This window comes from Nonomuraea wenchangensis (assembly GCF_900111685.1).
GTDB lineage: Bacteria > Actinomycetota > Actinomycetes > Streptosporangiales > Streptosporangiaceae > Nonomuraea > Nonomuraea wenchangensis.
This window is the reverse complement of record NZ_FOHX01000003.1, coordinates 679,712-693,379: the sequence shown is the minus strand read 5'-3', so window position 1 is coordinate 693,379 and position 13,668 is coordinate 679,712. Positions and strand designations below refer to the sequence as shown.

The window sequence follows — 13,668 nt, the reverse complement described above, 5'->3', positions numbered from 1 at the left end:
GCGCGCGCTAAGTCCCTCCCGCCCCCGAGCAGGGACGGGAGGGCCGGGACCAGGGCGTTACTCGCCCTTCCACTGGGGGGCGCGCTTCTCCGCGAACGCGGCGGCGCCCTCCATGGCGTCCTTCGAGCCGAAGACCGGGTTGATGATCGCACCTTGCTTCTTGAACATCTCCTCCAGCGACCAGTCCTGGGACTCGATGACGACCTTCTTGGTCGCGGCGAGGGCCAGCGGCGCGTTGGCGGCGATCTTGCGGGCCAGCTCCAGAGCGTCCTCAAGGGCCTTGCCCGGCTCGGCGATCCGGTTGACCAGGCCGAGCTCGTACAGGCGCGAGGCCGGGTAGTGGTCGCCGGTCAGCGCCATCTCCATGGCCACGTGGTACGGGATCCGCCGCGGCAGCCGCATGATGCCGCCCGCGCCGGCCACGAGGCCGCGCTTGGGCTCCGGCAGGCCGAAGGTGGACTCCGCGGAGGCCACGATGAGGTCGCAGGCCAGGGCCAGCTCGAAGCCGCCGGCGAGCGCGTAGCCCTCGACGGCCGCCACCAGCGGCTTCTTCGGCGGGGCCTCGGTGAGGCCGCCGAAGCCGCGTCCCTCCACCACCGGCAGGTCGCCGGTCAGGAAGCCCTTCAGGTCCATGCCGGCGCAGAACGTGCCGCCCGCGCCGGTCAGGACGTACGCGGAGATCTCGGGGCGGGCGTCGAGGCCGTCCAGGGCCTCCGCGATCCCGCGCGCCACCGCGCCGTTGACCGCGTTGCGGGCCTTGGGGCGGTTGATCGTGAGGATCGCGACGTTGCCGGACTCCTCGACGAGCACTTCGTCAGACACGAGAAAGACTCCCGGGGCTACTTGGGCTGGAAACGGATGCCGCCGTCGAAGCGGATGACCTCACCGTTCATGTAGTCGTTCTCGACCAGCGAGCGCACCAGGTGCGCGAACTCGTCGGCCCGCCCCATGCGCTTGGGGAAGACGACCGGCGCGACCAGCTTGGCCTTGAACTCCTCCGAGTTGGGCGAGAAGCCGTAGATCGGGGTGTCGATGATGCCGGGGCAGATCGTGTTGACCCGGACGCCGATGGCGGACAGGTCGCGCGCCGCGGGCAGGGTCATGCCCACGATGCCGCCCTTGGAGGCCGAGTACGCGAGCTGACCGGTCTGGCCCTCCAGAGCGGCGACGGAGGCGGTGTTGACGACGACGCCGCGCTGACCGTCGGCGTCGGCCGGCTCGGTCTTGGCGATGGCGGCCGCCGCCAGGCGCATGAGGTTGAACGTGCCGATCAGGTTGACCTCGATCACCTTGCGGTAGGTGGCCGGGTTGTGCGGGCTGCCGTCGCGGTTGACCGTGCGCTCGGCCCAGCCGATGCCGGCGCTGTTGACCACCACGCGGAGCGGCTTGCCGGTGGCGACGGCGGCGTCCACGGCCGCCTGCACCTGCTCCTCGTCCGACACGTCGGTCTTGGCGAAGACGCCGCCGATCTCGTCGGCGACCGACTTGCCGCGCTCTTCGTTGAGGTCGGCCACGACCACGGTGGCGCCGGCGCGGGCCAGCTCGCGGGCGGTCGCCTCGCCGAGGCCGCTGGCGCCGCCGGAGATGATTGCTGAGGATCCGTTCACGTCCATAGCCGGACCCTAACCCGAGAACCGAATGAAGTTCTACTTGGGGGTGGTTAAATCTCGCCCACGGCGCTGTCCACGTCGGAGTAAACCTTGATCCGGCGGTCCAGGCCCGTGGTGCGCAGGATGCGCGCGACGGGGGCCTGCGGGGCCGCGAGCGACACCCCACCGCCCTCTCCGGTGGCCAGGCGCCAGGCCTCGATCAGCACCGACAGCCCGCTGGAGTCCATGAACGACAGCTGCTGCAGGTCGAGCACGAGCTTCGCGCTGTCCTGCTTTATGGCGTCGCGTACTTCGTCCCGGAGGAACGGTGCGGTGAACAGGTCGAGCTCTCCCTCAACGGCCACCACCACGGCGTCTCCCAGGGCATGTCGCGCAAGCCGCAGCTTCATTTGGGCCCCTCCTCGATGAGCCACTGTACTTCGACATGCCCCTTTACTGGGCATGCACAGACCACGAACACCCGCATAAAACGGGCGAGTTGGGACAGCCCTGGTCACACGGCCGGGATCGTGAACCCGTACGGGAGCTCCAGGCGGTGCTCGGCCAGCAGCTCCGCGTCGGAGAGGAGCTTACGGGTGGGCCCGTCGGCGGCGATCACCCCGCCGGACAGGATGAGGGAGCGCTCGCACAGCTCCAGCGCGTACGGCAGATCGTGGGTGACCATGAGCACGGTCACGTCGAGCGAGCGCAGGATCTCGGCCAGCTCCCGGCGCGCGGCCGGGTCGAGGTTGGAGGAGGGCTCGTCGAGCACCAGGATCTCGGGCTCCATGGCGAGCACGGTCGCGACGGCCACCCGGCGCCGCTGGCCGAACGACAGGTGGTGCGGCGGCCGGTCGATCGCGTCCAGCATGCCCACCCGCTCCAGTGCCGCCGTCACGACCCGGTCCAGCTCCGCGCCGCGCAGGCCGGCGTTGGCCGGGCCGAAGGCCACGTCGTCGCGGACCGTGGGCATGAAGAGCTGGTCGTCGGGGTCCTGGAAGACCAGGCCGACGCGCTGCCTGACCTCCTTGAGCGTGTCCTTGCGCACCGGGGTGCCGGCCACGGTGACGGTGCCGTGGCCGGCGGTGAGTATGCCGTTGAGATGCATGACGAGCGTGGTCTTGCCCGCGCCGTTGGGGCCGAGGAGCGCCACCCGCTCGCCGCGGGCGATCGACAGGTCCACGCCGAACAGCGCCTGCGTGCCGTCCGGGTAGGCGTAGGCGAGCCGACTGACCTCCAGGGAGTTCACCGGAGCCAGGGAGTTCACCCGAGCCCCGCCAGGGAGAGGCCCAGCACGGCGAAGGCTCCGGCGGGCAGGGCGAGAGCGGTGGCCCATTGGGCGGTCGATGCCGTCATGTCTGCCATTATCGGCATCCGGCCGGTGTAGCCGCGGCTCAGCATGGCCAGGTGCACCCGCTCGCCCCGCTCGTACGAGCGGATGAACAGCGCCCCCGCCGAACGGGCGATCACCGGGATGTGCCGGGCGTTCCTGGCCTCGAACCCCCGCGACTCCCGCGCCACCCGCATCCGGCGCATCTCGTCGAGGATCACGTCCATGTAGCGCAGCATGAACATGGCGATCTGCACGAGCAGGTCCGGCAGCCGCAGCCGCTGCGCGCCGAGCAGGATCACCCGCGGCTCCGTGGTGGCGGCCAGCAGGATGGAGGCCACCACGCCGAGTGTGGCCTTGGCGAGGATGTTCCAGGCCGCCCAGAGCCCTTCCACGCTCAGCGAGAGGCCGAGCACGCTGACCCGCTCCCCCAGCCCGATGACCGGGATGAGCACCGCGAACAGCACGAACGGCACCTCGATCACCATCCGCCTGGCGATGTGCCCGGCCGGCACCCTGGCGGCCGCCGCGACCGCGCCGAGCAGCACGGCGTAGGCGGCGAACGCCCAGAACCGCTCCCGCGGGGTGGCCACCACCACGATCGCGAACGCGAGGACCGCCAGCAGCTTGCACTGCGGCGGCAGCCGGTGCACGACGGAGTCGCCCGGCAGGTGGAGCCGGTGGTGGTGGCCCGCGCTCACCTCGTCACGCCCTGACGCCGTCGCGGCTCCTGGCGGCGAAGGCCACCGCTCCGGCGATGAGCAGCACCAGCCCGACGCCGATGACCCCGGCGATGCCGACCGGGATCCCGCCGACCTCGCCGTAGTCGGCCAGCGCCCATCCGCCGAAGGCGTGCTCGCCGGCCTGCTCGCCGAAGCCCTGGTTCTCGGCCACGGCCTCCAGCCCGTCGGGGTCGGGCGAGGCGACGAACGACACGAGCCCGGCCAGCAGCAGCGTCACGCCGACGCCGCCGAGCAGGAACGGCTTGAGCCGCCCTCCCGCCGGGGCCGCCGCGGGCTCGGGGGCGCCGACGGGCGTGCTTTCGCCGTCCGCGCCGCGCAGCACCAGCGGCTTGGCCAGGCCGCGGGCGCCGTACACGAGGTCGGGCCGGACGGCCAGGACCGCGCCGACGGTGACCGCCGTGATGACGCCCTCGCCGATGCCGATGAGCAGGTGCACGCCGCCCATCGCGGCCGCGACCGCGCCGACCGAGATCGGCGCGGTGCCCCCGATCCAGAACAGCAGCGTGAACACCAGCGCCGAGGCGGGCACGGAGATCAGCGCCGCCAGGAAGGCCGCCGCCGTCACCCCGCCCTTGCCCCGCGCGAAGCCGGTGACCACGCGGAAGACCGCCCATCCGGCGAGCACGGTGACCAGGCCCATGATCGTGACGTTGACGCCCAGCGCGGTCAGCCCGCCGTCGGCGAAGAACACGGCCTGGACGAGGAGGACCACGGTCATGCACAAGACGCCGGTATAGGGTCCGACGAGTATCGCGGCGAGCGCTCCTCCCAGCAGGTGCCCGCTGGTGCCGGCCGCGACGGGGAAGTTGAGCATCTGGACGGCGAAGATGAAGGCCGCGACCAGCCCGGCCATGGGCGCGGTGCGGTCGTCGAGCTCCCGGCGTGCGCCGCGCAGGCACACGGCGACCCCGGCCGCCGCCACCGCTCCGGCGGAGATCGACGTCACCACATTGAAGAACCCGTCAGGTACGTGCACGACCTTGCCTCCCAAAAAGGGGACGACCCACCAAATGGGGACGAACAACCCCCTACTTTAGGACATCGAGTTGCACCTGCACATAGGTGGCAATTACTTGAGAATCCTCCTGGCGAAGCTCCTCGCCGACATGCGCCTGACCACCGCGCTCAGCCGTCCCTTGCCCGACGTCGCGTACGGCCGCACGCTCCGCAGCAGGGCGACCCCCGGCCACCGGCGCGGCGCGGCCACCGCGTCCGCGTCGGCCTCGATCCTGAACCGCGCGGGCGGACCGCCGAGATCGAGCTCCAGGAAGGCGTCCCAGGTGCCGGGCGCGAGCCGCCCGATCGAGGGCCGGGCCGTGAAAGCGCCGCCGGACAGCGCCGTCACCGGCTCGGCCCGCTCGCGCCCGCTGCGCCGCTCGCGCCAGACGAGCTGCCGGACCGCCGCGGCGGACGGGGTGGACCCGGCGACGCTCACCTCGCCGTGCAGCTGCAGCCGGTGCCCGAGCGACCAGCGGGTGCGCAGCAGCCGCACCGCGCCCGGCACGTCCACCACGTGCCCGCCGACGTCGATGCTCAGGTTGCCGTTGTCGCGGGTGAAGTAAGGGAGCACCGCCATCTCGCCCACCAGCCTGGGCTCCGGCCGGGTGACGCTCTTGTCGCGCTCGGCGCCGAGCCGGCCGTGACGCACCACGCCCTCCAGCTCGACCGCGACCCGGAGGTCCCAGATGCCGGAGTCGAGCGCCGCCACGTCGATCGGGGCGACGAACTCGCCGCCCTTGCGCCGGGCGGGGACGACCAGCTCGGCGTGCGGGTCGTAGCGCGAGCGCAGGACCAGGGCGACCCCGTCGTCCCTGCTGATGCCGTCGAGGCGGGCGGCTCCGGTCACCACCAGGCGGTCGCCGTCCCAGCGCAGCCCGGTCAGCCGGCGGCGTACGGTGGCGCTCTCGATGCGGGCCAGGCGCACCAGCCGGTCGATGTCGTCGAGCGCGCCGGCCCGCTGCCGGTCGATGCTGTTGAGCCGCTCGTGCACGCCCGGGGTGTACCACTCCTCGCACAGGGCGGCGACCTCGCGGGCGATGTCCTTGCGCCGGATGTCGTCGCTCTCCAGGAAGACCGAGCCGAGCTGGGCGAAGGCGTCGAGCCTGAAGTGCCGGCGCAGCAGGTGGTCGCGGAGCGCGCCGGGCGGGATGTGCCGGGCCATGAGCCGGATCGGCTCGCGGATCATGGCGAGCCAGGCGAGCGGGTCGCGGCTGCCGGGCTGCTGCATGATGCTGCTGCCGTCGGGCCGGGACACCAGGTGGTAGCAGTCGTAGTCGGCGACCACGGAGATGACCCGGGCGTGGCAGTAGGCGTGGACGGTGAAGATGATGTCCTCGCCGACGAGCATGCCCTCGCCGAAGCGGATGCGGTGGCGCTCCAGCAGGTCCCTGCGGAACAGCTTGAAGCAGCTCAGGCTGTTGTAGACGGTGCTGTCGCCGAGGTCGGCGCGGTCGGCGTTGTGCTGGAACATCGACTGCGGCGCGCGGCGGCCGTGCCCGACGATCTTGCCGAGGACGATGTCGGAGCCGTTGCGGTCGCCCATGGCCACCATGCGTTCCAGCGCCTCGGGGCCGAGGTAGTCGTCGGCGTCGCAGAAGAACACGTAGCGGCCGGTGGCGTGCTCGATGCCGACGTTGCGTGGGCGGCCGGCGCCGCCCCCGCCCCTGGTGTGCACGACGCGCACGCTGTCCCTGTGGTAGGCGGCGTAGAGGTCGAGCAGGTCGGCGCTGCCGTCGGTGGAGCCGTCGTCCACCACGACGATCTCCTTCTTCACCCGCTGCACCAGCACGGACGTGAGACATCTGTCCAGGTAGTCGCGGCAGTTGTGTGCGGGGATGACGACACTGACGTCCACCGCGTCGTCGTTGCCAGGCGCCGGCATCGCTCCACCACTCCCGTGATCACTGTCAGTCGCGTTCTGGTCTCAGTATGTGACCAAGACGCGACCTCCGGGGGCCCGATCGGCTGTCTTCGCCTCCGGCTTTTTGCAGACAACGGATAATGACCGCATTTCGCCGATAAGCACCGGCAGGGCCGCCAATTGCCGCATTACCGCGCGACCGAACGCGGCTCAGGAAAGAGGTTTTCCCTCCCGGTGGTAGAAACCTCTCCGGAGGGTGCACTGAGGTACTCCCATACGGACGGTGTGATCCACTCAAGGGGTACGCGCGTCTACAGTTAGGCAACCGTGACCGGGAGGTGGCAGGAAATGGGATCGGCCGTGCATGTCGCTGAGTTCATCGTCTCCTCGGCTCGGTTGACCGAGTTGCACGAATGCTCGGCGCTGCTCCGCCGGACGAGGAAGCGCGCCGAGGAGATCGTCCGCGAGGCCGGCGCGCTGCTGGCCGAGGCCGAGCTGAGCGGCGACGCCGAGCGCGTCCTCGCCCTGCGCGCGGACGTGGAGCAGGCGCGGCAGGCCTACTGCAAGGTGCTCAACGCCTACGTGGCGATCTGCGGGCGCATCACCGAGGAGCGCCAGGCCATCGTGGAGGAGCAGTTCGCGCGAAGTTCGCGGCACCAGGGCTTGTCAGGAGTCGCCTGACAGGCGTATCGTCAGGCCATGCCTGACTGGAAAGACAAACTCCGCTGTTCCTTCTGCCACAAGAGAAGCGCGGAAGTGAGCAAACTCATCGCAGGCCCTGGTGTGCACATCTGTAACGAATGCGTGGACCTGTGCAACGCAATCCTGGAAAGCGAACGCGCCACCGCTTCCCCGGAGCCCCGGCTTCCCGCCTGGGAATCCATGTCCGATCAGGAAATCCTCGACCATCTGCCGAAAATCGCCGCCGTACAGGCTCAGGTGGATGACAATCTGCACGACTGGGTCGCGCAACTCCGCGACCGGAACGTGAGCTGGGAACGCATCGGCGCCGCACTCGGCATGACGCGGCAGTCGGCGTGGGAAAGGTTCAGATCCGAGGGCCCGGTCGGTAATCCCGTGTGACCGTTGATGCGTCTCATCGGCAGGGAGGCTGATGATGCGCGTCCTCGGCGGCCTCGCGGCGCCGGACCTCGACGAGCTCCGTCTGGAGCTGGTGCTGGTCCTCGCGCTGCACGAAGAGGCGGAACGGCTCGGCGCCCCGGCGCAGGAAGCCGGTTAGAACGGGCTCCAGCTCCCCGTCCGCGCACGGGGAGCTGGAGCAGGGGGCGACCTCCGTGCGTCACTCCCCCGCGCGGCCCCGGGCACGGAAGGCGGCCGTCTTGACCCGGTTCTGGCAGGCGGTGGAGCAGAACCTCCGGGCGCCGTTGCGCGAGACGTCCACGTAGACGCGGTCGCAGTGCGGCGCCGTGCACACCCCGAGCCTCTCGGCGAACTCGCTGCCGAGCACGATGGCGAGGCCCGTCGCGCAGCTCGCCCCCCACTCGCCGGCCGTGGTGCCGCCGGGGCCGTGGAAGTGCAGGTGCCAGGGCTCGCCGTCGTGGCGTTCGAGCATCGGGCGGGCGTGGAACTCCTCCAGCAGCCCGTTGACCGTGATCGCGGCGGTGTCCACGTCCCCGGCCGCGACGGCGGCGAAGACCTCGCGCAGGCGGGCGGCGACCGCGGCCAGCTCGCCACCCTCGGCGGCGCTCACCGCCCGGTGCGTGCGATAGACGGACCGCAGGGCGTCGGTGGCCGCGACGCAGGCGTCCGCGGGGCCAGGGAAGGGGCGTCCGCGCTGCTCACCGGGGGTCAGGGCGTTCACCAACGCCACCGTCACCCGGACCACCCCATCGGTGTGACTGTTGAAGTCCAATTGACCGGTTACACCTTCGCGTTCTATGTTGTGACTGACGAAAGCATAAATGACAGTCACAGGGAGATGTCTGTGCTCACTCACGATGCCGCACTGGAGTGGATCGCGCGCTGGGACCGCCAGCAGGAGGGCTACCTGCCCGACCGCGAGGAGCGTTTCACCGTACTGATCGACGCGCTCGAAGCCCTGGACCGGCCCGACCCGCTGGTCATCGACCTCGGGTGCGGGCCGGGGTCGCTGTCGGCGCGGATCGTGGAGCGGCTGCCCGGGGCCAGGGTGGTGTCGGTGGACGCCGACCCGCTGCTGCTCGGGCTCGGCCGGGCGGCCTATCCGGGGCTCACGTTCGTCCCCGCCGACCTGCGCACGCCCGGCTGGAGCGACCTGCTCGGCCTCGACCGGCCCGCGGACGCGGCCGTCAGCACGACGGCGCTGCACTGGATCTCCGGCCCCGACCTGCTCAGGGTCTACACCGAGCTGGCCGGGGCGCTCCGTCCCGGCGGGCTGCTGCTCAACGGCGACCACCTGGACAGCGACGACGTCACGCCCGAGCTCGCCCGGCTGGAGCGCGCGGTGCACGAGCGCGAGGCCCAGCGGGTGTTCGGCGCGGAGCGGCCGGAGGACTGGCGCGCCTGGTGGGACGCCGTCAGCGCGGACCCGGCGCTCGCCGAGCTCGACCGCGAGCGGACCACGGCCGGGGCGGACCACCACGGCTCGGAGTCCCACCTGCTGTCGGAGCACGTCGAGGCGCTGCGGGCGGCCGGGTTCGGCGAGGTGGGCACGCTCTGGCAGCGCGGCAACAACCGGCTGCTCTGCGCCGTACGCGGGTGACCCCGCCGGGCGATGCCCGGACATGACACGATTTCCTACTTCAGTCGGATGCTCTTGTCGGATGGACGGCCGATGATCGAAGCCCCCGACGATGGGAATCGCGATGCGACGACCAGTCCTGATCCTCGCCCTCCTCCTGGGGCTCACCGCGCCGCTCGCGCCGGCGACCGCGGCCGGCGCGGCAGCCGACGCGACAGCCGGCACGACCGGCGCGGCGCCGGCAGTGCGGTGGGCCCCCTGCGCCGAGAACGCCGCCGTCGAGTGCGGGACCCTGACCGTGCCGATCGACTGGGACAACCCGCGCGGCGGAACGTTCGAGCTGGCCCTCGCCCGGCGCAGGGCGAGCGACCAGGCCGCCCGCGTGGGCTCCCTGGTGATCAACCCGGGCGGCCCCGGCGGCTCCGGCGCGGACGCCGTGCTGCACGACTGGCTCGGCTTCACCCCCGAGGTCACCAGCCGGTTCGACGTGGTCGGCTTCGACCCACGCGGCGTGGCCCGCAGCCACCCGATCACCTGCTCGTTGGAGCTCGCCGTCCAGGCCCCCGACCCGCTGTCGCTGCGCGGCCAGGCCGACTGGGACGCGCTGCTGGCCCACAACCGGCGCTACGCCGACGACTGCCGCCGGCGTACCGGGCCGCTGTTCGACCACGTCCACACCGGTAACGTGATCCGCGACCTCGACGCCCTGCGCGCCGCGCTCGGCGACGACAAGCTCACCTACTACGGCATCTCCTACGGCACGCTGATCGGCCAGCTCTACGCCGAACGCTACCCCCGCCGGGTCCGCGCCCTCGCGCTCGACAGCAACATGGACCACAGCCTCGGCACCCAGGCGTTCCTGGACACCGAGTCGTGGACCGCGCAGGACTCCTTCGACGAGTTCGTGGCCTGGTGCGGCCGGACCGACACGTGCGCGCTGCACGGCAGGGACGTCCGCGCGCTCTGGCACGAGCTGCTGGCGAGGGCCGAGCGCGGCGAGCTGACCTTCCCCGGGGAGCCCGAGATCGTGCTGCGCAAGCTCGACCTCGTCGGGCTCGCCTTCAGCTCCTTCTACGGGCCGATCTGGCAGCAGTTCGCCGAGCTGCTGGCGGCCATGGAGAGCGGCACGGGGACGGTGAGCCCCCTCCTCGCCCCGATGACCGCCAAGAAGGCCGCAGAGGAGACCATCAACGACGCGAGCTTCGTCTTCTGCCAGGACTACGCGCTGCCCGTACGCGACTTCCGCGAATGGGACCGGCTGCTGCGCAGGTCGGCGGCCATCGCCCCGGACATGCTGGTCAGCGCCGTGGCGCATCCGCTCGCGCTGGCCTGCCAGGGCACGCGCACCCCGAACCCGCAGCACCGGCTCAAGGTGGACGGCTCGCCCGGGCTGCTGGTCGGCAACGCCCTGCACGACCCCGCCACGCCCTACCCGTGGGCGGTCAACGCGGCGGCGCAGATCGGGCGGGAGGCCCGGCTGCTGACGTACGAAGGGTGGGGGCACGGCATCTACGGAAGCGGTGACTGCCCGACGGCCGCCATCGACCGCTACCTGGTCTCCCGCGAGCTGCCCGCCAAGGGCGCCCGCTGCCCGGCGGTCCCGCCCGCCGAGATGAGCGCCAGGAGCGCGCCGCGCCCGTACCCGGGTCCGCGGCCCGGCCTGCCCGGCTGGACGTACGCCCGCCGGTGACCTTCGCCTAGCCCCGGCCGCTCTCCGCGACGCGCTCGCGGAGGGCGTCCAGGCGGTTCATGGCGGGGGTTGCGGTGACGCCGTGCAGGACGACCGAGACCACCACGGTGAAGGCGGTCACCGCCCACAGCTCCTCCGCCGGCACGCCGAAGTCGGCGTGGCCCAGCGCGTACGCCAGGTAGAACAGCGACCCGATCCCCCGGATGCCGAAGAACGAGATCACCCCCCGCTCCCGTGGCCCGGCCGGGCCGCGGAGCTGGGAGAGCCAGCCGGCCAGCGGGCGGATGACCAGGAGCAGCAGCAGGCCGACGGCGGCGCCGCCCCAGGTGAGCGGGGCCAGGCCGCCGGCCGCGACGAACCCGCCGAGCAGGAGCAGCAGCCAGGCGGTGAAGAGCCGTTCGAGCTGCTCGACGAAGCCGTGCAGGACGCTGTTGTAGCCGTGGCCGCGCTCGACCCGGCGGATGGCGCAGGCGGTGACGAACACGGCGATGAAGCCGTAGCCGCCGGCCAGCTCGGTCACGCCGTACGCGAGGAGGGTGGCGGCCAGCGCCACGAAGCCGTCGCGGCGTTCGGCCAGCCGCAGCTCCTCGGCCGGCGAGTGGAAGGTCAGCCGGCCGATCAGGCGGCCGATGAGCAGGCCGCAGACCACGCCGGCGACGACCCGGTAGAGCACGTCGGTCAGCGCCCATTCGCCCAGCCAGTCCGTGCCGCCGATGGTGGCGAGGGCGATGGCGGCGTACACGAAGGGGAAGGCGAGGCCGTCGTTCAGCCCGGCCTCGGAGGTGAGGGCGAAGCGGACCTCGTCGTCGGCGTTCTCGGCGTCGACCGGCTCGCCCACGCTGACGTCGGAGGCGAGCACGGGGTCGGTCGGCGCGAGCACCGCCCCGAGCAGCAGCGCGGCGGCGAGCGGCCAGCCGAGCACGCCCGTCGCGGCGGCGGCGACCCCGGCGACGGTCAGCGGCATCGCCCAGCCGAGCAGCCGCCACGTGGTCGACCAGCTCCGTAACCCGGCCGACCGGTTCAGCGCGAGCCCGGCGCCCATGAGCGAGACCAGCACGCAGATCTCGGTGATGTGCTCGACGGCCGTCCGGTGGACGACGGGGTCGGGCTCGGGGAGCCCGATCGGCAGCAGGTACAGCGCCATGCCGGCGAGCAGGTAGACGAGGGGAAGCGAGAGCGCCCGGCGGGCGAGCAGGCCGGGCAGGACGGCGGCGAGCAGCGCGGCGGCGCCGGCGAGGGCCAGGACAAGATCAGGGGAGGACATCAGCGGGGTCACTTCCCTGCTCGGCCGCCGGCAGTCGTGCCGCCTCGGCGACCTTTTTATCCAACCTTGAGGTGGCTGATCCTTCGCCGAAAACGCGGGCTGTGATGTCCTGGCCAGCGGGGGAGGGGCGTGAAGACACCTTTGGGGCATTCGCTCCGCAGCCGGCTGGCAGTGTACGCGGCCGTCGTGATGCTGCTGCTGAACGTGGTGGTCAGCGCGTTCGTGGTGTGGGGCGTCCGGAACCAGGCCGTGATCGTCCACGGGCACCAGACGTCGGGCAGGGCCCTGTTCGTGCTCCTCCTGATCAAGCGCGACCAGCTCGGGGCGACCCTGCCGTACAACGGCCTCGACGGCATCCAGGTGCTCGACCCGGCCGGCCGCCCGATCTCCTCGACCCCCAACCTGGCCGGGCAGCCCCGGCAGACGGACCTCGTCCCGCGCGGAAGCATGGCCAGCGACGTCGCCGAGGAGATCTGCGACCTGCCCGCCTTCCCCGGCACCTGCAAGACGGTGGCCGGGCTGATCGCCTACCAGCCGGAAGGCGACTACCGCATCCTCGCCTTCTCCCCTGCCGTCCCCTGGTACGCCAGCCCGCGGCTGCTCGTCTTCCAGGCGTGCGTCACGGCGCTGCTGGTCGCGCTGTCCTATTTCGGGGTCTCCCACATCGTGGCCAAGACGCTCGCCCCGGTCAGCGCCATCACGAGAAGGCTGGCCGACATCACGGCGAGCGGCGACGGCGCCATGCGCCTGCCCGTCACGCAGCACGACGACGAGATCAGGGACCTCGCCGTGACCGGCAACCACATGCTGGACCGGCTGGAGACGGCGATGCGCCAGCAGGACCTCGCGATGGAACGGCAGCGCAGGTTCGCCACCGACGCCTCCCACGACCTGCGCAGCCCGATCACCGCCATGCGCACGCAGGTCGAGGACGCCCTGCTCCATCCCGAGGACGCCGACTGGCCGGAGACCGGGCGGGAGGTGCTGACCAGCCTCGACCGGCTCCAGGCCATCGTCGGCGACCTGCTCACCCTCAGCAAGCTGGACGCCGGCGCGCCCTCCTCCAGGGAGTCGGTGGACCTCGGCGCGCTGGTCGCCGCCGAGACCGCCCGGCCCCGCGCCAAGCAGGTGATCACCAGCCTGCGGCCGGGCGTCGTCGTCAGCGGCGACCCGCTCCAGCTCGTCCGCCTGCTCACCAACCTGCTGGACAACGCCGAACGGCACGCCGAGCGGCTGATTCACGTCACCGTACGGCAGCAGGACGGGGAGGCCGTGCTCGAGGTGCTGGACGACGGCGCGGGCATCGCGCCTGAGCACCGCGAGATGGTCTTCCAGCGTTTCACCCGCCTCGACGCCTCCCGCAGCAGGGACGCCGGAGGCACCGGGCTCGGCCTGCCGATCGCCCGCGAGATCGCCCACACGCACGGCGGCTCGCTGACGATCGAGGACTCCGACGTGGGCGCCCGCTTCGTGCTGCGGCTGCCTGTCTTCACAGAGCGCTGAAGGGAATGA

The 13,668-nt window shown here is 71.8% G+C and carries 15 protein-coding genes; 6 read left to right on the top strand and 9 right to left on the bottom strand.

Going from position 1 to position 13,668, the window contains the following annotated elements:
• Nucleotides 1-57: 57 nt before the first annotated feature.
• The 7 genes from BMW85_RS12095 to BMW85_RS12065 all read right to left on the bottom strand — a co-directional run bounded on the left by BMW85_RS12095 (nt 58) and on the right by BMW85_RS12065 (nt 6,543).
• The gene (locus tag BMW85_RS12095) at nt 58-822 is read right to left on the bottom strand and encodes a crotonase/enoyl-CoA hydratase family protein (RefSeq protein ID WP_091080533.1); all 765 of its coding nucleotides are present in this window, start codon (nt 820-822) and stop codon (nt 58-60) included.
• 17 nt (nt 823-839) lie between these two features.
• Nucleotides 840-1,613 (bottom strand): SDR family NAD(P)-dependent oxidoreductase, encoded by a 774-nt coding sequence (locus tag BMW85_RS12090; RefSeq protein WP_091080530.1) that lies wholly within the window; start codon nt 1,611-1,613, stop codon nt 840-842.
• A 47-nt stretch (nt 1,614-1,660) separates the two neighbouring features.
• The gene (locus tag BMW85_RS12085; RefSeq protein WP_091080528.1) at nt 1,661-1,999 is read right to left on the bottom strand and encodes an STAS domain-containing protein; all 339 of its coding nucleotides are present in this window, start codon (nt 1,997-1,999) and stop codon (nt 1,661-1,663) included.
• Nucleotides 2,000-2,103: 104 nt separating this feature from the next.
• Entirely contained in the window at nt 2,104-2,856 is a 753-nt protein-coding gene (locus BMW85_RS12080) for an energy-coupling factor ABC transporter ATP-binding protein (protein ID WP_245774734.1), read from the bottom strand.
• On the bottom strand, nt 2,853-3,620 hold the full coding sequence (cbiQ, locus tag BMW85_RS12075; protein ID WP_091080524.1) for a cobalt ECF transporter T component CbiQ: 768 nt from the start codon (nt 3,618-3,620) through the stop codon (nt 2,853-2,855). Before cbiQ ends, BMW85_RS12080 begins: the two co-directional genes overlap by 4 nt.
• 4 nt (nt 3,621-3,624) lie before the next feature.
• Nucleotides 3,625-4,638, bottom strand: a complete 1,014-nt coding sequence (locus tag BMW85_RS12070; RefSeq protein ID WP_091080522.1) for an energy-coupling factor ABC transporter permease — start codon at nt 4,636-4,638, stop codon at nt 3,625-3,627.
• A 93-nt stretch (nt 4,639-4,731) separates the two neighbouring features.
• Nucleotides 4,732-6,543, bottom strand: coding sequence for a glycosyltransferase family 2 protein (locus BMW85_RS12065; RefSeq protein WP_091080520.1), 1,812 nt, complete (start codon nt 6,541-6,543; stop codon nt 4,732-4,734).
• A 375-nt stretch (nt 6,544-6,918) separates the two neighbouring features.
• On the opposite strand from BMW85_RS12065, the gene BMW85_RS12060 reads away from it, so the two are divergent.
• From BMW85_RS12060 to BMW85_RS51900, 3 genes are read left to right on the top strand one after another with little or no spacing between them, the layout of a single operon-like run.
• Nucleotides 6,919-7,203 (top strand): hypothetical protein, encoded by a 285-nt coding sequence (locus BMW85_RS12060; protein WP_143082229.1) that lies wholly within the window; start codon nt 6,919-6,921, stop codon nt 7,201-7,203.
• 18 nt (nt 7,204-7,221) lie between these two features.
• Nucleotides 7,222-7,605 (top strand): ClpX C4-type zinc finger protein, encoded by a 384-nt coding sequence (locus tag BMW85_RS52515; protein ID WP_091080515.1) that lies wholly within the window; start codon nt 7,222-7,224, stop codon nt 7,603-7,605.
• A gap of 31 nt (nt 7,606-7,636) precedes the next feature.
• Complete coding sequence (locus BMW85_RS51900; RefSeq protein WP_281249570.1) at nt 7,637-7,762, top strand: hypothetical protein; 126 nt, start codon at nt 7,637-7,639, stop codon at nt 7,760-7,762.
• 60 nt (nt 7,763-7,822) lie between these two features.
• Here the strand turns inward: BMW85_RS51900 and BMW85_RS12050 are convergent, their stop codons facing one another.
• A complete protein-coding gene (locus tag BMW85_RS12050; protein ID WP_091080511.1) occupies nt 7,823-8,395 on the bottom strand; it encodes a CGNR zinc finger domain-containing protein in 573 nt (190 codons plus the stop codon).
• Nucleotides 8,396-8,467: 72 nt separating this feature from the next.
• Here BMW85_RS12050 and BMW85_RS12045 point away from each other — a divergent pair, with 72 nt between their 5' ends.
• Nucleotides 8,468-9,223: a class I SAM-dependent methyltransferase gene (locus tag BMW85_RS12045; RefSeq protein ID WP_091080510.1), complete on the top strand. Its 756-nt coding sequence runs from the start codon at nt 8,468-8,470 to the stop codon at nt 9,221-9,223.
• Between the two features lie 103 nt (nt 9,224-9,326).
• Nucleotides 9,327-10,892 carry an alpha/beta fold hydrolase gene (locus BMW85_RS12040; protein ID WP_218155735.1) on the top strand — a complete coding sequence of 522 codons (1,566 nt, stop codon included), beginning with the start codon at nt 9,327-9,329 and terminating at the stop codon, nt 10,890-10,892.
• Nucleotides 10,893-10,899: 7 nt separating this feature from the next.
• Here the strand turns inward: BMW85_RS12040 and BMW85_RS12035 are convergent, their stop codons facing one another.
• Nucleotides 10,900-12,156 carry a cation:proton antiporter gene (locus tag BMW85_RS12035; protein WP_091080505.1) on the bottom strand — a complete coding sequence of 419 codons (1,257 nt, stop codon included), beginning with the start codon at nt 12,154-12,156 and terminating at the stop codon, nt 10,900-10,902.
• A 129-nt stretch (nt 12,157-12,285) separates the two neighbouring features.
• Between BMW85_RS12035 and BMW85_RS12030 the strand changes: the two genes are divergently transcribed.
• Nucleotides 12,286-13,659 (top strand): sensor histidine kinase, encoded by a 1,374-nt coding sequence (locus BMW85_RS12030; protein ID WP_245774733.1) that lies wholly within the window; start codon nt 12,286-12,288, stop codon nt 13,657-13,659.
• Nucleotides 13,660-13,668 lie beyond the last annotated feature (9 nt).